23 protein-coding genes and 3 tRNA genes (1 of these 26 cut by a window edge) are annotated in these 25197 nt (G+C 66.2%); 11 read left to right on the top strand and 15 right to left on the bottom strand.

Annotated elements, in window-relative coordinates; genetic code table 11:
- Together RTU05_RS05720 and RTU05_RS05725 are read left to right on the top strand one after the other, a co-directional pair.
- Positions 1-53 (top strand) — tRNA-Asp (locus RTU05_RS05720) (it extends 124 nt beyond the left edge of the window).
- A gap of 82 nt (positions 54-135) precedes the next feature.
- Positions 136-212 (top strand) — tRNA-Asp (locus RTU05_RS05725).
- A gap of 148 nt (positions 213-360) precedes the next feature.
- On the opposite strand, the gene RTU05_RS05730 is transcribed toward RTU05_RS05725, so the two are convergent.
- Positions 361-1611 carry a glycosyltransferase gene (locus tag RTU05_RS05730; RefSeq protein ID WP_312596481.1) on the bottom strand — a complete coding sequence of 417 codons (1251 nt, stop codon included), beginning with the start codon at positions 1609-1611 and terminating at the stop codon, positions 361-363.
- A 311-nt stretch (positions 1612-1922) separates the two neighbouring features.
- Here RTU05_RS05730 and RTU05_RS05735 point away from each other — a divergent pair, with 311 nt between their 5' ends.
- The gene (locus RTU05_RS05735) at positions 1923-5222 is read left to right on the top strand and encodes an autotransporter outer membrane beta-barrel domain-containing protein (RefSeq protein ID WP_312596482.1); all 3300 of its coding nucleotides are present in this window, start codon (positions 1923-1925) and stop codon (positions 5220-5222) included.
- Between the two features lie 59 nt (positions 5223-5281).
- On the opposite strand, the gene RTU05_RS05740 is transcribed toward RTU05_RS05735, so the two are convergent.
- The 4 genes from RTU05_RS05740 to clpX form a co-directional block, all read right to left on the bottom strand.
- Positions 5282-5358, bottom strand: a tRNA-Val gene (locus RTU05_RS05740).
- A 33-nt stretch (positions 5359-5391) separates the two neighbouring features.
- The gene (locus RTU05_RS05745) at positions 5392-5667 is read right to left on the bottom strand and encodes an HU family DNA-binding protein (protein WP_312596483.1); all 276 of its coding nucleotides are present in this window, start codon (positions 5665-5667) and stop codon (positions 5392-5394) included.
- A 103-nt stretch (positions 5668-5770) separates the two neighbouring features.
- On the bottom strand, positions 5771-8167 hold the full coding sequence (gene lon, locus RTU05_RS05750; RefSeq protein ID WP_312596484.1) for an endopeptidase La: 2397 nt from the start codon (positions 8165-8167) through the stop codon (positions 5771-5773).
- Between the two features lie 475 nt (positions 8168-8642).
- A complete protein-coding gene (gene clpX, locus RTU05_RS05755) occupies positions 8643-9911 on the bottom strand; it encodes an ATP-dependent Clp protease ATP-binding subunit ClpX (RefSeq protein ID WP_087119136.1) in 1269 nt (422 codons plus the stop codon).
- 194 nt (positions 9912-10105) lie between these two features.
- Between clpX and RTU05_RS05760 the strand changes: the two genes are divergently transcribed.
- On the top strand, positions 10106-10753 hold the full coding sequence (locus tag RTU05_RS05760; protein WP_312596485.1) for an HAD-IB family hydrolase: 648 nt from the start codon (positions 10106-10108) through the stop codon (positions 10751-10753).
- Between the two features lie 3 nt (positions 10754-10756).
- Here RTU05_RS05760 and RTU05_RS05765 read toward each other — a convergent pair whose 3' ends face one another.
- From RTU05_RS05765 to tig, 4 genes are all read right to left on the bottom strand, one after another.
- Positions 10757-11077 carry a hypothetical protein gene (locus tag RTU05_RS05765; protein WP_248116268.1) on the bottom strand — a complete coding sequence of 107 codons (321 nt, stop codon included), beginning with the start codon at positions 11075-11077 and terminating at the stop codon, positions 10757-10759.
- Between the two features lie 72 nt (positions 11078-11149).
- Positions 11150-11797, bottom strand: a complete 648-nt coding sequence (locus RTU05_RS05770; RefSeq protein WP_312596487.1) for an ATP-dependent Clp protease proteolytic subunit — start codon at positions 11795-11797, stop codon at positions 11150-11152.
- A 96-nt stretch (positions 11798-11893) separates the two neighbouring features.
- Positions 11894-12799 carry a hypothetical protein gene (locus tag RTU05_RS05775; protein ID WP_312596489.1) on the bottom strand — a complete coding sequence of 302 codons (906 nt, stop codon included), beginning with the start codon at positions 12797-12799 and terminating at the stop codon, positions 11894-11896.
- Positions 12800-12902: 103 nt separating this feature from the next.
- Entirely contained in the window at positions 12903-14249 is a 1347-nt protein-coding gene (gene tig / locus RTU05_RS05780) for a trigger factor (RefSeq protein ID WP_312596491.1), read from the bottom strand.
- 191 nt (positions 14250-14440) lie between these two features.
- On the opposite strand from tig, the gene RTU05_RS05785 reads away from it, so the two are divergent.
- Positions 14441-15142 (top strand): MBL fold metallo-hydrolase, encoded by a 702-nt coding sequence (locus tag RTU05_RS05785; protein ID WP_312596493.1) that lies wholly within the window; start codon positions 14441-14443, stop codon positions 15140-15142.
- Positions 15143-15145: 3 nt separating this feature from the next.
- Here the strand turns inward: RTU05_RS05785 and RTU05_RS05790 are convergent, their stop codons facing one another.
- Entirely contained in the window at positions 15146-15439 is a 294-nt protein-coding gene (locus RTU05_RS05790; RefSeq protein WP_312596494.1) for a hypothetical protein, read from the bottom strand.
- Positions 15440-15566: 127 nt separating this feature from the next.
- Here RTU05_RS05790 and RTU05_RS05795 point away from each other — a divergent pair, with 127 nt between their 5' ends.
- On the top strand, positions 15567-15725 hold the full coding sequence (locus RTU05_RS05795; protein ID WP_248116260.1) for a hypothetical protein: 159 nt from the start codon (positions 15567-15569) through the stop codon (positions 15723-15725).
- 126 nt (positions 15726-15851) lie between these two features.
- On the top strand, positions 15852-16070 hold the full coding sequence (locus RTU05_RS05800) for a general stress protein (RefSeq protein WP_312596495.1): 219 nt from the start codon (positions 15852-15854) through the stop codon (positions 16068-16070).
- Positions 16071-16156: 86 nt separating this feature from the next.
- Here RTU05_RS05800 and egtB read toward each other — a convergent pair whose 3' ends face one another.
- The 5 genes from egtB to RTU05_RS05825 form a co-directional block, all read right to left on the bottom strand.
- Positions 16157-18328: an ergothioneine biosynthesis protein EgtB gene (egtB, locus tag RTU05_RS05805; protein ID WP_312596497.1), complete on the bottom strand. Its 2172-nt coding sequence runs from the start codon at positions 18326-18328 to the stop codon at positions 16157-16159.
- 121 nt (positions 18329-18449) lie between these two features.
- Entirely contained in the window at positions 18450-19661 is a 1212-nt protein-coding gene (locus tag RTU05_RS05810) for an acyl-CoA dehydrogenase family protein (protein ID WP_312596498.1), read from the bottom strand.
- A gap of 103 nt (positions 19662-19764) precedes the next feature.
- Complete coding sequence (locus tag RTU05_RS05815) at positions 19765-20070, bottom strand: SCP2 sterol-binding domain-containing protein (protein WP_312596499.1); 306 nt, start codon at positions 20068-20070, stop codon at positions 19765-19767.
- Between the two features lie 261 nt (positions 20071-20331).
- The gene (locus RTU05_RS05820; RefSeq protein WP_312596500.1) at positions 20332-20610 is read right to left on the bottom strand and encodes a SemiSWEET transporter; all 279 of its coding nucleotides are present in this window, start codon (positions 20608-20610) and stop codon (positions 20332-20334) included.
- Positions 20611-20730: 120 nt separating this feature from the next.
- Complete coding sequence (locus tag RTU05_RS05825; protein WP_312596501.1) at positions 20731-22980, bottom strand: S9 family peptidase; 2250 nt, start codon at positions 22978-22980, stop codon at positions 20731-20733.
- A gap of 109 nt (positions 22981-23089) precedes the next feature.
- On the opposite strand from RTU05_RS05825, the gene RTU05_RS05830 reads away from it, so the two are divergent.
- Genes RTU05_RS05830 through RTU05_RS05845 form a run of 4 tightly spaced genes read left to right on the top strand, consistent with a single transcriptional unit; the run spans position 23090 to position 24768 of the window.
- Positions 23090-23917: a ferredoxin--NADP reductase gene (locus RTU05_RS05830; RefSeq protein ID WP_312596502.1), complete on the top strand. Its 828-nt coding sequence runs from the start codon at positions 23090-23092 to the stop codon at positions 23915-23917.
- Between the two features lie 39 nt (positions 23918-23956).
- On the top strand, positions 23957-24289 hold the full coding sequence (locus RTU05_RS05835) for a chorismate mutase (RefSeq protein WP_312596503.1): 333 nt from the start codon (positions 23957-23959) through the stop codon (positions 24287-24289).
- A gap of 25 nt (positions 24290-24314) precedes the next feature.
- Positions 24315-24503: an antitoxin gene (locus tag RTU05_RS05840; RefSeq protein WP_312596505.1), complete on the top strand. Its 189-nt coding sequence runs from the start codon at positions 24315-24317 to the stop codon at positions 24501-24503.
- Positions 24496-24768 (top strand): type II toxin-antitoxin system RelE/ParE family toxin, encoded by a 273-nt coding sequence (locus tag RTU05_RS05845; RefSeq protein ID WP_312596507.1) that lies wholly within the window; start codon positions 24496-24498, stop codon positions 24766-24768. Before RTU05_RS05840 ends, RTU05_RS05845 begins: the two co-directional genes overlap by 8 nt.
- Positions 24769-25197 lie beyond the last annotated feature (429 nt).

Raw genomic sequence — 25197 nt, forward strand, 5'->3', positions numbered from 1 at the left:
GTGCCGGCCTGTCACGCCGGAGGTCGCGGGTTCGAGCCCCGTCACTCGCGCCACTCTCTCTAGAGATAGAAAGAGTGGCGCACGCCGCCTTCCCAAACAGCTTTCGAAACAGCTCAAAAGTTTCGTCGCAGGTACGCGGGTGTAGCTCAGTTGGTTAGAGTGCCGGCCTGTCACGCCGGAGGTCGCGGGTTCGAGCCCCGTCACTCGCGCCACTTCTTTTTCAGACATCGTTATAAAGAAGTGGCGCGCCCCGCCTGCGCGCGCAGATCGCGCCATCAGATTCAATCGACAACTCAGCGCCGTCATTCCGGGGCGTCCGAAGGACGAACCGGGAGCCCGTCCTAACGCGCGCCGTAAAACTCAGTGCAGCTGCAGTTCCGCGTCGGGAGTCATGAAGGCCGCCTCGCCCGTCAGTTGGCCATAGACGGCGCACAGATCCTCGAACACGCGGTTCCAGGCGAACTGGCTGACCGCCTTTTCACGCGCGGCCCGTCCAATGGCCTCGATGTCGCGCGCGAACAGGGCCTCGACCGCCTCGGCATAGTCCGCCGCCTCGGCGCGCGCAGCCAATTGCCCGACCGTATCGTCCACCGTCTCGGCCACGCCGCCGGCGTTGACGCCCACGACCGGCCGCCCGCAGGCCATGGCCTCCAGCACGATCAGGCCGAACGGCTCCTTGTCGTTGGCGTGAACGAAGGCGTCGCAGCTGGCGATGATCTTGGCCACGGCGCGGGGGTCGGTCTCGTAAGGCAGGGAGATGACCCGGTCCTCGTCCGGCATCCCCGACCCGGCGCCGACCAGCACCAGATGGTAGGGCGCGCCCAGCTTCTGAACCGCCTCGATCAGCACATCGACGTTCTTTTCCTTGGCCGGCCGCCCGGCGAAGCACAGCAGGCGCGCATCCTGGTCCAGGCCCAGTCGGTCCAGCAGCCATTGCCGGTCGCGGCGCTCGGGCCGGAAGGTGTCGATCTCGACCCCCAAAGGCCGGATGACGATATGGTCCACGCCCGCCTCTTCCAGCCGTCGGGCGATGAACCGGCTGGGCGACACCACCCGGTCGAACTGCGAGAACAGACGCGCCCAGCGCTTCTCGACCGGCTTCTTGGCCCATTCGCCGAAATGCAGCGCCGCCAGACCCGCCGGGTCCGAATGACAGAAGCCGACGACGGGGCATCCGACCCGCTGACCGGCCTCAAGGGCGCCTTGCCCCGGCGTATAGGGATCGCCCGCCTCGATGATCGACGGCTTCATCGCCGCGACCCAGGCGCTCCAGCGCTTGACCGACGTGGGCCAGCGATAGCCGTCGCCGAACGGCAGCTTGGTGGCGCGCAGCCGCACCACCCCGTCCGCCCCCGCCTTGTGCCGCGCGCCCGGCACGATCAGCGAATGGCTGACGCCCGGCCGATTGGCCTCGATCCACGCCTTCTTTGACAGCAGATAGCGTTTCACGCCCCCGGATCGCGGCGCATACAGCATGGTGGTGTCCACCAGTCGCGGCCGCTCGTCCATCGCCGCCGCCTTCAGGGCGCGCAGGGTGTCGGCGACTTCCACGTCCAGCCCCGGAATCAACCGGAGTTCGCTTTCCTGGACGTCGAGGTCGGTCATGCTCATGGGGCGTTCTCGTATGGCTGGGGCTGTCGAACGCCGAAGGGGTTCGTTGGATGCGTCGTCGCGATCCGGCGCCAAGCCTTTCGTCGCCCGTAAACCCGGCCGTGGCAAAGCTCAAGAGCGGCCCTGCCAAATCGCTCCGTATTCGCCGCAAAGCTTGGATTTCGCAGAACGTCAGTCACGTCATAGACGGGCGATCCGGCGGTTGTGGCCTTGTATTCGCCTCAAATTCGATAAACTTGAGGAAGGCTGCCGCAGACCCTGCTAAGGGGTCGCCTGTACCGTTGTGCGTGACCACCAGGGGTTTCTACCGAATGCGTATTCTGCTCGCGAGCGCCGTGGCGATCGCCCCTTTGATGGTCGCCACCGGCTCTCAGGCCGAGATCGTGATCTCGAACGCCCGCACCACGCCGATCCAGACGTCCAACGCGACCGGGACCGGCCCTGACAATATTCGCCTGGCCAGCGGCGGCAGCGTCGCGGTGACGTCCGGCGCGGCGGTGACGCTGAACTCCAACCACACCGTCGACCTGGACAGCGGCAGCTCCATCACCATGGACAAGTCGGCCGACGGCTCGACCGGCCTTCTGGTCAACGGCGGCAATACCGGATCGGTCATCGTCGGCGGCGCCATCACCGTCAACGACACCCAGGAAGCGGCTGATGTTAAGGATGTCGACGGCGACGGCGACCTGGACGGTCCCTTCGCCACCGGAACCGGCCGCTACGGCGTGCGCGTGGTCGGCCCCGCGCCCTTCACGGGCAACGTCCTGGTCGAAAGCACCGGCGCGATCACGGTCGAGGGCAATAACTCCTACGGCCTGGCGGTCGAGACCGGCCTGAACGGCAAGCTGCAAAGCCTGGGCACGATCCGCGTGACCGGCGACAATACGGCGGGCATCCGCACGACCGGCCCGGTCTCCGGCAATGTCGAGTTGTCCGGCTCGATCTCGGCCCTGGGCGCCAATGCGACCGGCGTGTCGGTCGAGGGCGATGTGGGCGGGGCGGTGAAGATCCACTCCACCGTCGTCGCCACCGGCTATCGCTACACGACCCCGCCCCCTGCGCGGCCGGCGACGGGGACCTTCGACAACGCCTCCACCCTGTTCCTGGACGAACTGGACGCCGACGACCTGCTGCAGGGCGGACCGGCGGTCCGCATCGGCGCGAACGTCGCGGGCGGGGTCCTGCTGGACAAGGCGCTGGCCTATTCCGCCGCCGGCATCGAGGGCGATGACGACGGCGACGGCGTCAAGAACGGCGACGAGGACGACGACGGCGACGGCATCAAGAACCGCGACGATCCCGACCGCAACGGCAACGGCATCCCCGACGCCAGCGAGACGACCGCCTCGATCACCTCGCTGGGCGGCGCGCCCGCCCTGCTGGTCGGTTCGACCAGCCAGGCGGTGAACCTGGGCGCCGTCGGAACGGGCGATGCCGCCTACGGCCTGATCAATCGCGGCTCCATCACGGCGTCCGGCCTGTATTCCGGCGTCGAGTCGCGCGGCGTGCAACTGGGCGTCACGGGCGGACAGGCGGTGAATATCGCCGGCGGCGTGCGCAACGAGGGCGGCGTGTCCTCGACCGCCGTGGACGCCAGCGCCACGGGCCTGTGGATCGGCTCGGGCGTGACCGCGCCCGCTATCGTCAACACCGGCGCCATCCAGGCCGTGGCCTCGGGCAAGGAGACCCAGAGCGCGACCGGCATCCTGATCGGCGCGGGCGCCAACGTCGGCTCCCTGACCAATACCGGCAATCTGGTCGCCTCCTTCGGCGGCAATCAGGGCTCGGCCGTGGTCATCCGCGATCAGTCGGGCGCCCTGACCCAGTTGAACAACGCCGGCTCGATCATCGGCTCGCTCGCCCCCAACACCGCCGACACCAACCCGGTGACCGGAACCGTCACCGCCATCGACCTGTCGGCCAACACCAGCGGCGTCACCCTGCGTCAGTACGGCATTCCCGCCCCCGCCGGCAGCACGGCGGTCGACACCGACAAGGACGGCGTGCCGGACGCCAACGAACCGGCCATCGTCGGCGCGATCAAGCTGGGCTCGGGCGCCGACACGCTCAACATCGAGAACGGCGTCGTCAACGGCGACATCGACTTCGGCGCCGGGGCGGACAGGCTGAACATCAGCGGCGGCGCCGTGGTGACCGGCGCGATCAAGAACGGCGACAACCTGCTGGACATCAACATCGGCAAGGGGACGCTGAATGCGACCCAGACCGGCGCCGTCGGCATCTCCAGCCTGTACGTGGGCGCCGAGGGTTCGCTGCTGGTCAATCTGGACCCGGCCAACGACCGCGCCGGCGGCTTCAACGTCAGCGGCAATGCGACCCTGGCCACCGGATCCAAGCTGGGCGTGCGATTCTCGTCCCTGCTGGACGGACCCGAGCGGTTCAACATCATCACCGCAGGCTCGCTGAACGTGGGCCAGATCAACCAGAGCCAGCTGACCGACAATTCACCCTACCTCTATGTGGTCGAGGCCGGGGTCAATCAGGCCGCCAACACCGTCTATGTCGATGCCCGTCGCCGCACGGCCGCCGAGGCCGATCTGATCCCGGTCGAGGCCTCGGCCTACGACGCCGTCTATGCGGCCCTGGGGTCCAATGAGACGGTGCGTAACCTGTTCCTGTCGCAGACGACCCGCGACGGCTTCATCGACGCCTATGAGCAGATGCTGCCCGACCACTCGGGCGGTCCGTTGATGTCGCTGTCGGCCGGCGTCGACGCCGTGACCCGCGCCCTGACCGGCCGCAACGCCGTCGCCGCGCCGGGCGAAACCAGCGCCTGGGTGCAGGAAATCAACTTCTACGCCGACAAGGACAAGACCGATTCCTACGGCTTCCGCTCCGAGGGCTTCGGCGTAGCCGGCGGCGTGGAAAAGGGCACCAGCGTCGGCGCCGTCGGCGTCTCGGCCGCCTTCACCTCCTCGGACATCAAGGACCCCGAGTCCGAGGCCGAAGAGGTCCTGTCCGCCAACCTCTTGGAACTGGGCCTCTACTGGCGCGCCCAGGGCCAGTACTGGACGACCTGGGCACGCGCGGCTGGCGGTTACGCCAGCTTCAACGCGGACCGTTCCCTGGTCGCCAGCGGCGTCTATCTGAACAACAAGTCCGACTGGCACGGCTGGACCGCCGCCGTCGCGGGCGGCGCCAGCTATGAGCGGAACTTCGGTCGCCTGAACGTGCGCCCGGAAATCTACGGCGAGTATTTCCGCCTGTCGGAAGGCGCCCGCAGCGAGAGCGGCGGGGGCGACGGCTTCGACCTGGACATCGATTCGCGCGACAGCCACATCTTCTCGGCCGTGGCGGCGATGAACATCGGCTACGGCTTCGGCCGCAACGGCTGGATCCGCCCCGAACTGCGCGTCGGCTATCGCCAGAACATCTCGGTGGACGCCGGCGAGACCATCGCCCGCTTCGCCAGCGGCGGCCCGGACTTCATCCTGGCGCCGGACGCCATCGAGGGCGGCGGACCGATCCTGGGCTTCCGCCTGAACTTCGGCAACGAGCTGGGCATGCTGTCGCTGACCGGCGATGCGGAGCTGCTGGAAGACTACGTCCGCTACTCGCTGCTGCTGCGGGCCAGCTTCCGGTTCTGATCGGAAGACGCAGCCAGAAACACGAAAGGCCGCCGGATCGCTCCGGCGGCCTTTTGTTATGGTAGGCGGCGACGGGTTCGAACCGCCGACCCTCTCGGTGTAAACGAGATGCTCTGACCAGCTGAGCTAGCCGCCCTCAAATCGGAGACGGGCTTATGCCCTTCCCGCCTCAACCGTTCAAGGCGCTTTTCAAGCCTTCTCCAGGACGAAAGCGCGCGGTGCGGGACGCCGGGCGGGCGACAGCCGCGCCGGTCTGGGGATTGCGGGCCACGCCGGCCTTGCGATCCACGGCGACGAAGCTGCCGAAGCCGATCAGCTTGACGTCCTGCCCCTTGGTCAGGGCGTCCGCCACGCCGTCGGTGAAGGCTTCCAGCGCCGATTTCGCCTGGTCGCGGCTGATGTTCGCCGCTGCGGCCATGTGGCCGATCAGTTCTGCCTTGGTCATCCTGCCCTCCAAGCCGAATCACTAAAGGCCAGATCGGCGGTTGCGTCAAAAACGAAAACGCCGCCGGGTGCTTAACCGGCGGCGCCTTCTCTTCACCCGGGCGTCAGTGACTGACGGTCGCGGCCGGTCCGTCCATAGGCGGCGCCGGGGCCGGCAAGGGTTCGGCCGCCTCGTCCCACTCCACCGGGGTCAGGGTGCCGACCAAGGCCCACTTCAACGCTTCGTCCGCCGTGGAGATCGGCACGATCTCCAGCGCCGACTTCACATTGTCCGGCACGTCGGCCAGGTCCTTCTCGTTCTCCTGCGGGATCAGCACGGTCTTGACGCCCGAGCGCAGCGCCGCCAGCAGCTTCTCCTTCAGGCCGCCGATGGCGGTGACGCGACCACGCAGGGTGATCTCTCCGGTCATGGCTATATCCTTCCTGATCGGGATGCCGGTCAGGACCGAGACCATGGCCACCGTCATGGCCACGCCGGCGGACGGACCATCCTTGGGCGTTGCGCCGTCCGGCACGTGGACGTGGATGTCGGTCTTCTCGAACACCGGCGGCTTGACGCCGAAGGCCAGGGCCCGCGAGCGCACATAGGAGGCCGCCGCCGAGATCGACTCCTTCATCACCTCCTTCAGATTGCCGGTCACGGTCATGCGGCCGCGGCCGGGCATCTTGATCGCCTCGATGGTCAGGATGTCGCCGCCGAACTCGGTCCAGGCCAGGCCGGTGACGATGCCGACCTGATCCTCCTCGTCCGTCTCGCCATAGCGGAACTTCTTGACGCCCGCATAGTCGGCCAGCTTGGCCTCGTCGACCGTGATCGACTTGGCGCCGGTCTTGGCCATTTCGCGCACGGCCTTGCGCGCCAGTCCGCCCAGGGCGCGTTCCAGCGAACGCACCCCGGCCTCGCGGGTGTAATAGCGGATCAGGTCGCGGATCGTCTCGTCCGGCACGATCAGCTCGCCGTCCTTCAAGCCGTGGTCCGCCAACTGTTTGGGCAGGACGTGACGCTTGGCGATCTCGACCTTCTCGTCCTCGGTGTAGCCCGACACGCGGATGATCTCCATCCGGTCCATCAGCGGCTGCGGCATGTTCAGGCTGTTCGCGGTCGTTACGAACATGACCTGCGAAAGGTCGTAGTCCACCTCCAGATAGTGGTCGCCGAAGGTCGAGTTCTGCGCGGGGTCCAGCACCTCCAGCAGGGCCGAAGACGGATCGCCGCGCCAGTCGGAACCCAGCTTGTCGATTTCGTCCAGCAGGACGAAGGCGTTGGTCGTCTTGGCCTTCTTCATCGACTGGATGATCTTGCCGGGCATGGAGCCGATATAGGTCCGGCGGTGACCGCGGATCTCGGACTCATCGCGCACGCCGCCCAGCGACATGCGGACATACTCACGCCCCGTCGCCTTGGCGATGGACTTGGCCAGCGAGGTCTTGCCCACGCCGGGAGGGCCGACCAGGCACAGGATCGGCCCCTTCAGGCTGCCAGTGCGCGCCTGAACCGCCAGATATTCGATGATCCGTTCCTTGACCTTCTCCAGACCAAAGTGATCCTCTTCCAGGATGTCCTCGGCCTTCTGCAGGTCGATCGGCTTCTGCTTGGCCTTGCCCCACGGCACGGACAGCAGCCAATCCAGATAGTTGCGGACCACGGTCGATTCCGCCGACATCGGGCTCATGTTGCGCAGCTTCTTGACCTCGGCCTCGGCCTTGGTGCGGGCCTCCTTGGACAGGCGCGTCTTACGGATGCGCTTCTCCAGATCCATGATCTCGTCGCGCGCGTCGTCGGTTTCGCCCAGCTCGCGCTGGATCGCCTTCATCTGCTCGTTCAGATAATATTCGCGCTGGGTCTTCTCCATCTGGCGCTTCACGCGCGAGCGGATCTTCTTCTCGACCTGCAGGACGCTGATCTCGCCCTCCATCAGCCCATAGACCTTCTCCAGCCGCTTGGGCACGTCGAAGGTTTCCAGCAGGCCCTGTTTGTCGGCGATCTTGACCGACAGATGGGCGGCGACCGAATCCGCCAACTTGGAGGCGTCGGTGATCTGAGGGATGGAGCTGAGGGCCTCAGGCGGCACCTTCTTGTTCAGCTTCACATAGTTTTCGAACTGCTCGACCACGGCGCGAAGCATGGCCTCGGCCTGCGAGGTTTCGCCCGGCTCGTCCTCGATCTCGACGGCCTCGGCCTCGAAATAGTCCTCACGGTCGGTGAAGCGGGTCAGGCGCGCGCGCCCCTTGCCCTCGACCAGCACCTTGACGGTGCCGTCGGGCAGTTTCAGCAGCTGCAGCACCGAGGCCAACACCCCGATGGGATAGATGGCGTCGGGTGACGGGTCGTCGTCCACGCTGTTCTTCTGGGTGGCCAGCAGAATCTGCTTCTCGCCCTTCATGATCTCGTCGAGGGCCTTCACCGACTTCTCGCGGCCGACGAACAGCGGCACGACCATGTGCGGGAAGACGACGATGTCTCTCAGCGGCAGGACGGGCAGGGTCTTGGATTCAGTCATGATGCACATACTCCCGGGCCATTGCGTATCTCCGGCCCGCCGCCACGGTCGCCCGGACAACAGGCCCGGACAGCGCGTGACGACCCGTCGATTCCGACGGCGTTCGAACGAGTATGTGGTTTGAAAGACCCGCGGTTCAAGCGTGACGGGCGAACGGCCCACATCTGCGTGGTCGTGAAGCGGGCTTGGCGGGCAGACGAGAGGGTTCGGCCGCGCGTTCTTCGCAGCGTCGGTGATGGAGGGCGGATAGGCCATCGTCTCCTCCCTGCTTCGCGGGGAGGTGGCGCGGCGCGTCTTCGCGCCGTGACGGAGGGGCTCTTCCAACCATCACGAGCGCCCATGGGACTTCAGCCCCTCCACCACGCCAAGCGCGCTCCCCCCATGCATGGGGAGGAAACGCATGGCCTCAAAACCGCACGAAAAAGGCCGGGGAAGTCGCCCTCCCCGGCCCTCACATGTCGGTTTTCAGACCCGATCAGGCCGCGCCGTCGGCCTTCTTCTTGGACGCTTCCGAATAGATCAGCAGGGGTTGGGCCTTGCCGTCGATGACCTCGGCGTTGACCACCACTTCCTCGACGCCTTCGAAGGTGGGCAGTTCGAACATGGTCTCCAGCAGTATGCCTTCCAGGATGGACCGAAGACCGCGCGCGCCGGTCTTGCGCGTGATGGCCTTCTTGGCGACGGCGGTCAGGGCGTCGTCGGTGAAGGTCAGTTCGACATTCTCCATCTCGAACAGACGCTTGTACTGTTTGACCAGGGCGTTCTTCGGCTCGGTCAGGATGGTGACCAGAGCGGCTTCGTCCAGGTCCTCCAGCGTCGCCAGGACCGGCAGGCGGCCGATGAACTCGGGGATCAGGCCGAAACGCATCAGGTCGTCCGGCTCGACGCCCTTCAGGATGTCGCCGGTGCGGCGCTCGTCGATTTCCTTGACCTGGGCGCCGAAGCCGATGGAGGCCCCCGCGCCGCGCGCCGAAATCACTTTTTCCAGCCCGGCGAACGCGCCGCCGACGATGAACAGGATGTTGGCGGTGTCGACCTGCAGGAACTCCTGCTGCGGATGCTTGCGGCCGCCCTGCGGGGGCACGGAGGCGACGGTGCCTTCCATGATTTTCAGCAGGGCCTGCTGCACGCCCTCGCCCGACACGTCGCGGGTGATCGACGGGTTGTCGGACTTGCGCGAAATCTTGTCGATTTCGTCGATATAGACGATGCCGCGCTGGGCCCGCTCGACGTTGTAGTCAGACGCCTGCAGCAGCTTCAGGATGATGTTCTCGACATCCTCGCCCACATAACCGGCTTCGGTCAGGGTGGTGGCGTCCGCCATGGTGAAGGGCACGTCGATGATGCGCGCCAGCGTCTGGGCCAGCAGCGTCTTGCCCGAGCCGGTCGGCCCGATCAGCATGATGTTCGACTTGGCCAGTTCGACGTCGTTGTTCTTCGTCGCGTGGTTCAGACGCTTGTAGTGATTGTGCACCGCGACCGACAGCACCTTCTTGGCGTGGGCCTGGCCGATGACATAGTCATCCAGCACGTCGCGGATTTCCTTGGGCGAAGGCACGCCGTCGGTCGTCTTCTTGAAGCCGATCTTGTGCTCTTCACGGATGATGTCCATGCACAGTTCGACGCACTCGTCGCAAATGAACACGGTCGGGCCCGCGATCAGTTTGCGGACCTCGTGCTGGCTCTTTCCGCAGAACGAGCAGTACAGGGTGCTTTTGGCGTCAGAGCCGGCTGCTTTGGTCATAGACCCTTATCTCACTCCCGCGGTGCGGACCGAAATGGCCCGTAACGCGCTTCCCTCACGTTGATTCCAGCACTCTGGACGCGAAGGTCTTCAAAAAATGACAATCACCCATCACACGTTCCACGACAACCCCGAAGGCGATGGGGGATTGTTGCAGTGCGTGGATGGATCAGTGTCGACGGGGATCAAGGCGAATGTCTGACATGGGAATTCCGGGTGCGGAGCGCCAGTCCCCTCGCCCCGACCAGCCGATCGTGGCCTTCGATTTCGACGGTACGCTGACGATTCGCGACAGTTTCACCGAATTCCTGCGCTGGCGTGTCGGACCGGGCGGCTGGGCGCTGGGCCTGGTCAAGCTGGCGCCCGCCCTGGCCGCCTATGCCCGCGACCGCGACCGGGGCCGGATCAAGGCGGCCTCGGTGCGCGAGTTCCTGCACGGCGTGGACCGCCACACGCTGGAGGTGGAGGCCGCCCGGTTCGCCGATCAGGTCTGGCCCCGCTTCATGCGGCCGGACGCGCTGAAGGTCTGGGACGACTGGGGCCGGCGCGGCGCCCACCGCGTCATCGTAACCGCCTCGCCCGTCACCACGGTCGCCCCCTTCGCGAAACGCCTGGGCGCCGAGGCCCTGCTGGGCACCGAGTTCGTCTTCGACGCCGACGACCGGATCACGGGCGCTTTCGTCGGCCCCAACTGTCGCGGCGCTGAAAAGGTGCGGCGGCTGAAGGCGGCCTATGGCGACACCATGACGCTGGCCGCCGCCTATGGCGACACGTCGGGCGACACCGAGATGCTGGCGATGGCCCAGGAGGCCGGCTTCCGCGTCTTTCGCGAGAAGCCCTGACCCTCAGTTGCCGTCGGCGTCGACGTCGAACACCATGGGCTTGCCGCGCGTCGTCGGGTCCCAACCCGCCGCCATGATGGAGGCGACGGCGGTGCGCACCGCATCGACATTGACTCGCTGCTTCTCGACGTCAGGCCGACCATTGGGGCGCAGCGGCGGCGGAAACTGGACGATCGCCTCGCGCTTGTAGTCCAGGTGACGCAGCGACACGGCCATTCCCTCCCAGACATTGCCGCCCTTGGGCCGAGGCTGGCGACGCAGCTCCCACACATAGGCCTCGCCATCGACCTCGATCTGGCCGGTCTGATCTCGCGTGAACTGCATGACGGTTCCGATAGCACAAATGAAAAGGGCGCGCCGCGAGGGGCGCGCCCTTCCGGTTTCGATCCGGTCGAATCAGTGGCCGGGCGTCTTCACGCCATCGGCGTCGGCCTGTTCGCGGCGATCATAGACATGGTCCACGATGCCCCAGGCCTTGGCTTCCTCGGCCGACATGAAGTGGTCGCGGTCCAGCGTCTTCTCGACCTCCTCATAGGTGCGGCCGGTGTGGTGGACGTAGATCTCGTTCAGACGCCGCTTGGTGTAGCGGATGTCGGCGGCATGCAGCTCGATGTCCGACGCCTGGCCCCGGAACCCGCCCGACGGCTGGTGCACCATGACCCGCGCGTTCGGCAGGGCGATCCGCTGGCCCGCGGTGCCGGCCGTCAGGATCAGAGAGCCGGCCGAGGCCGCCATGCCCATCACCACGGTCGACACCGGCGACTTGATGTATTGCATGGTGTCGTAGATCGCGAGCGCCGAGGTCACCTGACCGCCGGGGCTGTTGATGTACATGCTGATTTCCTTCTTCGGGTTCTCCGATTCCAGGAACAGCAGTTGGGCGCAGATCAGCGACGCCATGCCGTCCTCGAACGGTCCCGTCAGGAAGATGATCCGCTCGCGCAGCAGACGCGAGAAAATGTCGAAGGAGCGCTCGCCGCGGCTGGACTGCTCCACCACCATCGGCACCAGGTTCATATTCATCAGTTCGATCGGATCGCGCATGGATGCCTTTTTGGTCTTACGGACTGCGGCCGCAGTGGATGCGACGGCTTTGCACTCAGCATATCGCGTTCGACGCCTGCGTATGCAAGCGCCCGGTCAGCGCGGCTGCGACTCTTCCGGCTCGCCGGCCGACCGGCGACGCCGGGCTTCCAGCCTGTCCGACACCGCCGCCTCCTGGGCGCGGGCCGATGCGCGATCCGGTTCGGCTTCATACAGGGCGTGCAGATAGGCGAGGTCCCAGTCCGTCATACCCGTGATCCCCTCCGGCGCATTGAACAGGTTCAGGATGGTGGGCTGATCCGAATAATCCGAACGCGGATCGACCTGGGCCAGCACCACCATGGCGGTGTAATCCAACAGCGCCGGCAACATCACGCCGTTCGCCTTGGCCATATCGATCACGACCGTAGCCGAGCTGAGATCGTAACGAAGCGGCGAACGCATCCGGCTGAGGTTGCGTGAGGCGATGGTCGGCGGGTCCTCTCCGGCGACGCGCGCCGCCAGTTGTCCTGTATCGGCGGATACCGGCAATGAAATATGCCACCAGCGCACGGGCGCATCGCTGGTCTTGAACCGTTCCAGCGCCGCCAGCCCCATGTTGGTGTTGTCGATCGGCGGCCGGAATCGACGTCGCCAACCTTCAACCAGCGCAGAGGCGACGGCCGGGCCATCGTCGGCGGCGATCACCAGCACATTCGGCGTACACCCCGGCGCGCCGACGCTCACGCCAAGTTCCGTCGCGATATCGCCGATCCGATCCGCCAACATCTGTCCGTAAGGCGCCTTCATATTGGCCACGCTGACGCAGAGGGGCGTATTCCACCGTCCCAATCGGGCGCCGGCCGGCGCGGCGGCGACGCGCTGGACGAACTGCTGCGCCGCCTGCCGCGTCGAACGCCCCTCGACCGTGATGTCCTCCAGATCCACAGGCGGGGGCGAGGGATCTTGCGCCTGGGCGCCGGATGCAAGAAGGGCGGCCAGCAACGCGCCGGACAGGGACATGGGATCAGCCTTGAAAAGCAAAAAGGGCCCGCATCGCGGACCCTTCAAGCTTTACAGAAGATGACATCACAACCGCCAGTTAAACGATTGTAATCTGCGGGGCTCAGCCCTCTTCGTCTTCTTCCTTCAGCAGCTCTTCCTTGGTGATCGGCTTGTCGGTCACGTCGGCGACGCCCACGATCAGATCGACGACCTTCTCTTCATAGATGGGGGCGCGCATCTGGGCGGCGGCGTTGGGGTTCTGGCGATAGAAGTTCAGGACGGCCTGTTCCTGGCCCGGATAGTTGCGGGCTTCCTGCAGGATGGCGGCGTTCAGCTCCTGATCCGTGACCTGGACGTTGTTGGCGCGGCCGATCTCGGCCAGCACCAGGCCCAGACGCACGCGGCGCTCGGCGATCTTTTTGTACTCGGCCTTCAGGTCCTCGTCGGACTTGGCGGCGTCCTCTTCCGGCAGGCGGCCGGCGGCCTTGTCTGCCTCGACCTGCTGCCAGATGCCGTCGAACTCGGCGTCCACCATCTTGGGCGGCAGCGGGAAGTCGTGGGCTTCGTCCAGCTGGTCCAGCAGGGCGCGCTTCAGCTTGAAGCGGGCGGCGCCGGCATATTGCTGGTCCAGGTTGGACTTCAGCAGTTCCTTCAGCTTGTCCAGCGATTCCAGACCGATGCGGGTGGCGAAATCGTCGTCGATCTTGGCTTCGGCTTCAGCCTTGATGGCCTTTACCTTGATGTCGAAGGTGGCCAGTTTGCCGGCCAGATGGGCGGCCTGATAATCGGCCGGGAAGGTGACCTCGATGGTCTTTTCCTCGCCGACCTTGGCGCCGGTCAGCTGCTCTTCGAAGCCGGGAATGAAGCGGCCCGAACCGATCACCAGGTCCGCGTCCTCGGCGGCGCCGCCTTCGAAGGGTTCGCCGTCCAGCTTGCCCAGGAAGTCGATCGTCAGCTGGTCGCCCTCGGCGGCCTTGACGGTCTTGCCCTTCTTGTCCTCGTAGGTCTTGGCCTGACCGGCCAGTTCCGTCAGCGCCTCGTCCAGATCGGCGTCCGACGCCTCATAGGTCGGGCGTTCCAGCTTCAGGGTCTTGGGATCGACCGGCGTGAATTCCGGCATGACTTCCAGCGACATTTCATAGGCCAGGTCTTCCTGACCGGCGATGACCTTGTCCATGTCGGAAGTCAGCTTCATCTCGGCCGGGGCGGCGGGGCGAATCTTGGCTTCGTCCAGGGCCTTCTGGCTGGTTTCGTTCAGCTCGGCGTTGATGATCTCGCCCATGAACTCGCGGCCGAAGGTCTTCTTGACGTGGGCGACCGGCACCTTGCCCGGACGGAAGCCCTTCAGCTTCACCTGCGGGGCGACTTCCTTGACGCGGGCGTCGAGCTTCTCGTTCAGCTCCGCGACGGGAATGGTGACCGCGATCACGCGGCTGAGGCCTTCGTTCGACTTTTCGACGACTTGCATGGTCGGGATTCTGACGCTCTGGGGCGCATGAGCCATCGAAACGGCCGGCGCGGAATGGATAAAGCAAGAAGGCCGCCCCGTGTGGAGCGGCGCCTCGAAGCCCGCCCTTATGTCGAGAAGGGCCCCAAAGGTCAACGCGGGCGTGGTCGTCGCCGGTGGTTTCGCGGCCTGGACATGGCTATGTTGACGAAATGAGCCAACCCGCCTCCACCATCGGCGTCTTCGTCACGCCCGTCACCCCGCTTCAGCAGAACTGCACGACCGTCTGGTGCACCGCCACCAGCAAGGCCGCCGTGATCGATCCCGGCGGATCGGTGGATGCGGTCCTGGGCGAGGTCGCGCGGCGCGGCCTGACGCTGGATCAGATCTGGATCACCCACGGCCATCTGGATCACGCGGGCGGCGCGGCCGAGATGCAGGAAAAGAGCGGCGTGCCGATCATCGGACCGCAGAAGGCCGATCAGTTCTGGATCGACCGCATCGTCGAAAGCGGCCGGATGTACGGCCTGCCCGACGCGCGTCCCTTCACCCCCGACCGCTGGCTGGAAGACGGCGATACGGTCAGCCTGGGCGAGACGCAGTGGGAGGTGCGTCACTGTCCGGGCCACACGCCCGGTCACGTCATCTTCTTCAATCGGGCGGCGCGATTCGCCCAGGTCGGCGACGTGCTGTTCAAGGGGTCGGTCGGCCGCACCGATTTCCCCATGAGCGACCCGCCCGCCCTGATCCGTTCCGTGGTCGACAAGCTTTGGCCGCTGGGCGACGACGTAACCTTCGTGCCGGGACATGGGCCGATCTCCACCTTCGGCGAAGAACGTCGCACCAATCCGTTCGTTTCGGACGCCGCCCTCAGGCAGGCGCCGATCCGGCGCGAGCCGGTCGGCCCCGCCTGACGATCACCGGCGCAGCCACAGACCGATGATGACGCCTATGCCCAGGGCGTACAGGGTCGTACGGATCGGCTCGTCGCGGATGCCGTCACGCGCGTCGTCGATCTGGTGCGAGACCTTTTGGCGCACCCGCTCGGCGTCGTCCTTGACCGCCTGACGCACGGAGGTGGTCGGGGCGAAGCTGTCGCCTTCGCCCGAGGCCAGTATGGCGTCCGCCTGGCGATCCAGCCGCTGGTTCAGGCTGTCGTCTTCGATGACGATGTCGTCGGGGGTCGGGGCGGCGATGGGGCTCTGTGTCATGTCGGTCTCCGGGTTCGCAGATCAAACCAGCCGCGTCCCTCGAAGTTCCCCTGCGGCATGACGGCGCGCAAGTCCGTCGAACGCGGCGTCGCGCCGGGCGTTGTCTCCTCAACAGAAGGAGACGGCCATGACCTATATCGAACCCACGCCCTCGGGCGCGCCGCAGCCCGAAATCCCGCCCGCCCCCACGCCCGAACCAGAAATCCAGCCGTCTGATACGCCCGACGAAGTTCCGCCCATGGAACCCGGCGGCGGCGATGAAGGTGATTCGCGACCCTACGGCTGATGGCCGAAGTCGAGGCGGGAAGAGATGCTCAGAGCCGTGACAGTAAAACAGGGTTCCGAACGGAACCGTCACCGAGTCACTGGGTTCACTTCAGCAAGCGCAACGGCGACACTGAAAGGAAGACCGATGGACAGCCAACCCACCCGACCCTCAGGCGTTTCCAAGCGAGGCTTTGCTTCAATGGACCCCGAACGTCAACGCGAGATCGCCCGCAAGGGCGGCGCCAGCGTCCCCAGTGAGAAGCGCAGCTTCTCTCAGGATCGCAGCCTGGCCGCCCAGGCCGGCCGCAAGGGCGGCGAGGCGTCGCATGGCGCGAAAAAGGATCCGGTGGAAAAGCCGGACTGAGGGTTTCGATCCGAATCCATATCAAAGGGCGTCCCATCGCAGGATGGGCCGCCCTTTCTTGTTGCGACAACCGCAAGGGCGGCTGATCACCCCCGCAGGAGCGCCAGGGCCACGCTGGGTTCCGGCGAGATGTCCAGCCGCGACACCGTCCACCCCGCCGCCTCGGCCATGGCCGTAATGGTCTCGGGCGTGAACTTGCGCGAGCTTTCGGTGTGGATCGTCTCGCCCTCCATGAAGCGGAAGGTCCGTCCGTCTAGACGGACGGTCGTGGGCCTCGCCGCGCGAAGATGCATCTCAATGCGCGAGGCGTGCGGGTTCCAGACCGCCTGGTGCACGAAGGCGTCCAGGTCGAAATCGGCGCCCAGTTCGGCGTTGGCCCGGACCAGCAGGTTCATGTTGAACGCCGCCGTCACCCCCTTCGCATCGTCGTAGGCGGCGACCAGCACGCCCGCGTCCTTGACCAGATCGGTCCCCAGGATGAACAGACCGCCCTCCCCCAGCATCCGGCGCGCCGCCGCCAGAAAGCGCACCGCCTCGTCCGGCTGCAGATTGCCGATGGTCGAGCCGGGGAAGAAGCCGATCCTGCGCCCCCTTGGCAGGTCGTCCGGCAGGGGCGACAAATGTTCGAAATCGCCCAGCAACGGCTCGACCCGCAACTTCGGATAGTCCGCGCCGATCCGGTGGGCGGCGTGCGCCAGGGCGCTTTCGCTGATGTCCAGCGGCACATAGGCGCCCAGGTCCGGCACGGCGTCCAGCAGGATGCGCGTCTTCTCGCTGGCGCCCGATCCGAACTCCACCAGCACCGCGTCCGGTCCGAATTCGGCCGTCAACTCCGCCGCCCGTTCGCGCAGCAGGGCCGTCTCCTGCCGTGTGGGATAGTATTCCGTCAGGGCGGTGATGTCCTCAAACAGGCGCGACCCTTCGGCGTCATAGAACCATTTGGGCGGCACGGCCTTCTGCGGCTGCGACAGGCCGTCGATCATGTCGCGGCGAAAGGCCCGGGTCTGGGCGTCGTCCACGCGGGTCGCGGACGAATCGTCGCGACGCCCGGCGGCGTCTTCGGCTAGTCTCAGACCCATGAAGGCCCACCTTTGCTGGGGATAGTAGAAGTTGCGGTATGTCACGCGCGCATGGCCGGGCGGCGTGGCGAAGGCGCCGCCGCGCAGCACCATCTGATTGGCCATAAACTTGCCGTTGTATTCGGCGGCGGTGCCCGGCGTGGGCTGGAAACCCGGATAGGGGGCATAGGCGCTGGCGGTCCACTGCCACACCTCGCCCGACAGGTTGGAGAAGGCGTCGCGCTTCGTGGCGGCGGCGTGCTCCCACTCCGCCTCGGTCGGCAGGCGCTTGCCGGCCCAACGCGCATAGGCGTCGGCCTCGTAGAAGCTGATGTGGCGCACCGGGGCGGCCGGATCGACAGGCGAACGGCCGGTCAGTCCCATCGCCGTCCAGTCCTCGCCGTCGCGCCGCCAATAATGCGGCGCGGTCCACCCCTCGGCCTTCACCACCGCCCAGCCGTCCGACAGCCAAAGATCGGCGCGCCCATAGCCGTCGTCGTCCATGAACCGCAGCCAGTCGCCGTTCGTCACCAGATCGGCGGCCAGGGCGAACGGCTCCAGCCAGACCCTGTGCGCCGGACCTTCGTTGTCGAAGGCGAAACCCGCCTGATCGTGACCGATCGCGACCAGACCGCCGTCGAAGGCCACGACGCCGCCACGCGCGGGCTGGAGCGGCTCCCTGCGCGGTTCGACCTCATAGGCGGCCGGATCCAGCGGCGAGCGCGACATCAGGTTCAGAATGTCCATCAGGAACAGCTCCTGATGCTGCTGGTCGTGATGCAGACCCAGCTCCAGCAGATAGCGTTGCTGACCTCCCGACGGCGCCTGGGCCAGCCAGTCGACCATGCGCCGGTCGATCTCGCGGCGATAGGCCAGAACCTCCTCGACCGAGGGCCGGGTCATCAGCCCGCGCTGATGCCGCGCCACCCGCTCGCCCAGCGCCTCGTAGTAGGAGTTGAACAGTTGCTGGAAACGCGGATCGACCGGCCGATAGGCCGGGTCCTCGCTCAGGATCATCGCCTCGAAGAACCAGCTGGTATGCGCCAGATGCCACTTTCCGGGGCTGCAATCCGGCATCGACTGGGCCGACAGGTCCTCTGCCGACAACCCGTCCGCAAGCGCGACCATGGCCTCGCGCACGGCGCGGTAACGCGCCACATCGGACGCGGTCCCCGCATCGGGTTCAAAGCGCGCATTCATGCCGGCCGTTCCGTGGCTAGACCGCTCGACGACCCCGACTCAACGCCCTGCCGTTCCCTGATCGTTCCAACGCCATTGACCGGCCAAGGTTCCCAACCGATTGGCCTGAAACGACTTTCGGTCAGCGCGCCGGACGGCCCCCATGTTTGGCGTATTCCAGCCGCGCGATGGTGCGGTTGTGGACCTCGTCCGGGCCGTCGGCGATGCGCAGGGTGCGCACGCCGGCGTACAGTTCGGCCAGAGGCGTATCGCCCGACACCCCGGCCCCACCGAACGCCTGGATGGCGTCGTCGATGACCTGCAGCGCCATCTTGGGCGCCGCGACCTTGATCTGGGCGATCTCGGAGCGGGCGTTCTTGGCCCCGACCTCGTCCATCATCCAGGCGGCCTTCAGCACCAGGAGGCGGCACATCTCGATATTGGTGCGGGCGTCGGCGACCCGCTGCTCCCACACCGAATGTTCGGCCAGCTGCCTTCTGAAGGCGGTGCGGTTCAGCAGGCGCGTCACCATCAGCTCCAGCGCCCGTTCCGCCGCGCCGATGGTCCGCATGCAATGGTGGATGCGGCCCGGCCCCAGCCTCCCTTGCGCGATCTCGAAGCCCCGCCCCTCGCCGGCGATCAGGTTCTCGACCGGCACCCGCACATTTTCCAGCACCACCTCGGCATGGCCGATGGGCTTTTCCTCATAGCCGAACACCGACAGCATCCGCTCCACCCGGAATCCGGGCGTATCCACCGGCACGATCACCTGCGACTGCTGGGCGTGGGTCGCGGCCTCCGGGTCGGTCTTGCCCATGACGATGGTCATGGCGACGTTCGGGTGGCCCATGTTGGTCGACCACCATTTGCGGCCGTTGATGACGTAATGATCGCCGTCGCGCTCGATCCGGGTCTGGATGTTGGTGGCGTCCGAGGACGCGACCTCCGGCTCGGTCATCAGGAAGGCGGAGCGGATTTCGCCGTCCATCAGCGGCTTCAGCCAGCGATCCTGCTGGGCCGCATTCCCGTACATATGCAGCACTTCCATATTGCCGGTGTCGGGGGCGTTGCAGTTGAACACCTCGGCCGACCACAGATGCCGGCCCATCATCTCGGCCAGGGGCGCATACTCCAGATTGGTCAAGCCCGCCCCGTGTTCGCCCGGCAGGAACATATTCCACAGCCCCGCCTCCCGCGCGGCGGCCTTCATCGCCTCCATGACGGGCGGCTGACGGGTCGCGTCCTCGCGCACCTGGGCGAAATACTCGTGCTCGCGCGGGATCACCTGTTCGTCCAGGAAACGGCGGACACGGGCGTGCCAGTCCAGGGCGCGGTCGGAATGTTTGAAGTCCATGTCGTTTCCTCAGCTTCGCTGACGCCTCTTCCGGGCGCTGGCATGAAAAAGGCGCGGCGCCCGAAAGCGCCGCGCCGTCGTCCTTATGGCGATCAGCCGCGCATCAGCGCTTCAGCAGCGCCGGCAGCTTCTGGGCGATCATCATGTCGCCGGCGATCTTCAGCTTGCCCTGCATGAAGGCCATCATGCCGTCCAGGCGGCCTTCCGCCAGGGCGACGAAGTCGTCCCAGCTCATGGTCACGGTAGCGTCGGCGGGCTTGTCTTCGTTGGTCACCGTGTTCGGCGTCGAGGCGCCGTCGATGTAGATCTTGCCCGCGTCGCCGAGGTCGAGCTTGACGGTCTTGCCCAGACCAGAGTTCTCGCCGACGGCAGCACGGATCTTATCGGTGGCGGTTGCGATGTCAGACATTGGGGGCGTCTCCCTGTTGGACGTTGTCGCTATGGGTTAGCCCGCATCGACGGGGGCGCCAAGATCACGTCGGGGAAGGTTGGATCACTTCTGGTCGGGTTCGCGTGCATGCAGGGCGGCCGCGCCCACCGCGACCATGAAGAAGACGAAGGCCGCGACGATGGCGGCGATGAAGGGAACGGCGGCTTCGGGCATCGGAAATCTCCTTTGCCGAATGCGTGCGCGCGAACGCCCGCGGCCGCCTTGATCAGGATCAAATCGTCAGGCGTCGGGGTCGCCGTCGCGAAACCGCCACTTCATCACCAGGACGCCCGACGCCATCACCAGGGCGCAGGCGTTGGCGAACGTGACCGGCCAGGCCTTGGTCATCACCCCATAGACGACCCACAGCACGAAACAGGTCACCGTCAGCGAATAGGTCTTCAGGCTGACCGACGACGCATCGCGCTCTTTCCAGATCTTGACCGCCTGGGGCGCGAAACTGGTGATGGAACACACCGCCGCCGCCGAGCCGACGACATTGGCGATCAGGTCGCTCATGACGCGACCTGCCGCGTGCCTTTGCCCTGTCTCGCCATCCTTGACCCTCGCCCTCGGCCTTCGGCCCACTCTCCGAAAGCGCGGCGGGGCGAAAGGATGCTCGAAAGGCGCGTCGGAACGTCAGTCCGCCTTGGGCGCGGCCCGCTTGCCGATGGTGCGATCCAGGAAGTCCAGATAGGTGCGCCATTGCTGAAGTTGCCTCGGGTCGCCGCGAACGCCGTGCCGTTGGCCGGGATACAGCATCATCTCGAACGGCCGGCTCTTGGCCTGCAGGGCGTCGATGACGCGCGTCGCATTGCCGAAGATGACATTGTCGTCGGCCATGCCGTGCAGGATCAGCAGCCGCCCGGTCATGTCGTCCAGGCGCGGCAGGATGTCGGTGGCGGCATAGCCTTCCGGATTGGCCTGGGGCGTGGACATGTAGCGTTCGGTATAGTGGGTGTCGTACAGGCTCCACTCCGTCGGCGCCGCGCCCGCCAGGGCCGCCGCCAGGTTCGCGTCCTTGTCCGTTAGGGTCAGCAGGCTCAGGAAGCCGCCGAAGCTCCAGCCCATCACCGCGATATGGTCGGGATCGACATAGGGCAGCGTCTTCAGCCATTGGGCGGCCTGGGCCTGGTCCTCGACCGCCGGAACGCCCAGGCGGCGATAGATGCTGGTCTCGAACGCCTGCGACCGATCCCCCTCGCCGCGATTGTCGACGCGGAAGACGATATAGCCGGCCTCGGTCAGCAATTGGTTGGTCAGCGGCTGCCAGCTCTTCTGCACGCCCGCGCCGGTGCCGGGGCCGCCATAGACCTGCATCACCACCGGATATTTCTTGGACGGGTCGAAGTCGGGCGGCGTGGTCATGCGCCAGACCAGGGTCTGGCCGTGGCTCTGCATCGTCCCGAACTCCGGCGCGCGCAGGCGCGAGACATAGGGGGCGAACGGATGGCTGGCGTCCAGCCTGTTCTCCTCGATCCAGCGCACCCGCGTCCCGTCTATCCGGTACAGCGCCGACTGCGTGGGGGTCGCCGGATCGGAATAGTTGCCGACATAGGCCGTCGCCGGACCGTTGACCGACACGGTCCACCAGCCGCCGCCCGGCGTCACCGCGACCGGATCGACCGTGCGGTTCAGATTGGCGCGGAACATCTGTTGCTCGATCGGCAGTTCCTTGCCGTCGCGCATCGAGGCGGTGAAATAGACCTCGCCCGTCTGCTCGTTGACCCCGTCCAGATGTTTGACCGGATAGTCGCCGCGCGTGATGGCCCGCAGGCGTCGCCCGTTGCGGTCGTACAGATACAGGTGCCGCCAGCCCGAATCCTCGTTCGACCAGATGAACCGGCCGTCCGACAGCACCCGGAAATCGTCGTTCAGATCGACCCAGGCCGACGCCTTCTGGCTCAGGATCACGCGCGAGGCGCCGGTGGTCGGATCGACGCTCAGCAGGTCCAGCGTCTTCTGGTCGCGTGACTGGCGCTGGACATACAGGGTCCTGCCGTCGCCGGACCAGTTGACCCGCGCCAGATAGATGTCGGTGTTGGCGCCCAGGTCCACCTTGACCCGCGCCCCGCTCTGCAGGTCGCGGACATACAGTTCGACCACCGCATTGGGCCGGCCCGCGCGGGGATAGCGCTGCTCGACCATGGTCGCGCCGCCCCCGGTGATCTCGAAGCGCGGCACCACGTCCACCGGGCTTTCATCCACGCGGGTCATGGCGATGTAGCGTTCGTCCGGGCTCCACCAATAGCCCGTATCGCGGTCCATCTCCTCCTGGGCGATGAACTCGGCCGTGGCCCAGGTGATCAGGCCGGCGCCGTCGTCGGTGATCGGCGTCTCCTTGCCGCTGGCCAGGTCATAGACGATCAGGTTCTGGTCGCGGACATAGGAGACATAGCTGCCCTTGGGCGAGACCTTGGCGTCGATCTCGTCGGCGGGCGTCTCGGTCAAGCGGCGCACCTTGCCGTCGGCCCGATTGGCCAGGAAGATGTCGCCTTCCAGCGGCGCCAGGATATAGCGCCCCTGCTGGTCCCACGAATATTCCACCACGCCGCGCGCGCTGATCCGCATGCGCTCGCGCCGCGCCTTCTCGGCCTCCGACAGTTCGCCCGCATCGGGAACCAGGGCCCGTGCGTCGATCAGCTTGTAGGGTTCGCCCGCCCCGGTCGGCGCGGCCCACAGATCCTGCACATCCACATTATCCGGCCTCGAGCGCAGGAAAGCGACCAGTTGCCCGTCCGGTGACAGGCTGACCCCCTTGGCCACCGGCCCGTTCAGATTGGGGCTGGAGAACACCCGCTCTGGCGTCAGGATGTTGGAGGGCGTCTCCTGTGCGAGCGCCGATGTGGCGGACAGGAGGATGGTCGAGGCGAGAAGGACGGTGCGCATGGCCGGGGACGCTAACCGCGCTTCTGCAAGCCGTCACGAGGAAATGTCGTCGCCGGGCGAAAGGCTTTCCCTTCCCTGCGACCGGCTCTCAGCTTACAGAGACCGCACGATGACAGACGCCGCCGTATCCCCCGCCCCCGCCAAGGTTCCTGGCAAGGCCAGCCCGTTCAACGAACTTGAGGTTCTGTGGGTCCGCCATTGGACCGACAGCCTGTTCAGCTTCGGCGTCAAACGGCCCGAGGATTTCCGCTTCCGCTCGGGCGAGTTCGTGATGATCGGCCTGCCGGGCGAAGACGGCGCAAAACCGGTCCTGCGCGCCTATTCCATCGCCAGCCCCTGCTGGGCCGAGGAGTTGGAGTTCTTCTCCATCAAGGTCGCCGACGGCCCCCTGACCTCGCGCCTGCAGAGGATTCAGCCCGGCGACACGGTGCTGATGGGCAAGAAGCCGACCGGCACCCTGGTTCTGGACGCCCTGACCGGCGGCGAACGCCTGTTCCTGATCGGCACCGGCACCGGCCTTGCCCCCTGGCTCAGCGTCGCGCGCGATCCCGACACCTACGCCCGCTTCGGCCATGTCTATGTGATCCACACGGTCCGCGGCGTCGCCGACCTGGCCTACCGCGACTTCTTCACCCGCGAGATCCACGACGACCCCCTGATCGGCGACGAGGCCAAGGCCCAACTGACCTATTACCCCACCGTGACCCGCGAAGCCTTCGAGACGCCGGGCCGGATCACCGACCGCATCAAGTCCGGCGACTTCTTCCGCGACCTGGGCCTGCCCGAGGGATTCGACCCCGCCCGCGACCGCGCCATGCTGTGCGGCTCCATGGCCATGATCAAGGAAGCCGGCGAACTGCTGGAGACCTACGGCCTGAAGGAAGGCTCCAACGCCGAACCCGCCGATTACGTTCTGGAACGCGCCTTCGTCGGTTGAGGCTTGAATAATCCGCTCATCCCGGCGAAAGCCGGGGCCATGTCAAAGCCCGCCCTTGTCGCCGTCGATCCGCGCGTCGATCCCGCAGAATGCCAGTCGATGGCCGAGGTCCGCCAGGGCGTCGACGCCCTGGACCGCGCCCTGGTCGCCCTGCTGGCCGAACGCCAGCGCTACATGGACGCCGCCGCCCGCATCAAGCCCGACCGCGACGCCGTCTTCGACCAGGCCCGCATCGACGACGTGGTGGCCAAGGTCCTCGTTTCGGCGAAAGCACACGATCTGTCGCCCGACATCGCCGAACCCGTCTGGCGCCTGCTCATCGACCGCTGCATCGCCCACGAGTTCGCCACCTACGACCGGACTCGCAGCTAGATCGGCATAATGGTAGGTTTCGGTCATGGCTCGACTGGAACCTTCCATCTTCAACGACCACGACGAAGAAGCGGATGCGCGTTCGCTTGCGGAGGCTGAGGCCGACATCGCGGCCGGTCGGCTCGTCCCGCACGCGGACGTGGCCGAATGGCTGAAGACCTGGGGAACGGCCGAAGAAGGTCCGCCTCCGACCAAATGGAACATCGATGGCTGAGGTCGTCTGGACGGTGAAAGCCATTCGGAACGTCGAAGCTATCCGAACCTATATCGCTCAGTTCAGTCCGTTGGCCAGTCAGCGCATGGCTCTACGTCTCATGTCAGCCGGCGCGAGCCTGGCTGAACATCCTGAACGAGGCGCGCCCATCCCCGGCGACCGTCGTCAACTGACGCACATCCCGCCCTATCTGGTCCGGTACAGGATCGTCGGAACGCGCGTCTTCATTCTGGACGTTCGCCATGCCGCGGAGAATGCAGCTTAGCGCCACAGCGTCGCCCCCCCTGAGCCATCGCATTCTCAGATTCGTCGTCGTTTGATTTCAGACTCTTACGCGACAGCAGCGTCAATCGACCCAACACCCTGGCCAGGCGCCGTATAATGGACGTCCGGTCTTTGACATCGCGGCGCGCCTCGCCTGCCGAAATTGCACCTGCTTGCATTTTGCACGCATTTTCGGAGTGCAGTGCAATTTCGGGCAGTGGCCGAAGTTGGACTCACTTGGACAGTTAGACTGTTTTTTTCGAGTCCAACTTCCGCCCTGCGGCCTCAGCCCTTCAGGCCGCCCAGCATCAGTTCGTGCCGATAGGCCGCCACATCGGCCAACGCCGCCTCCAGCGCATCACGGACCCGCTCGATCGCAGGCGCGGCCAGCCGCTGGTCCGCGCCCTCCGCCTCGGCGCAGGTCGCCGCC

The organism is Brevundimonas sp. (assembly GCF_032017145.1).
Taxonomy (GTDB): domain Bacteria; phylum Pseudomonadota; class Alphaproteobacteria; order Caulobacterales; family Caulobacteraceae; genus Brevundimonas.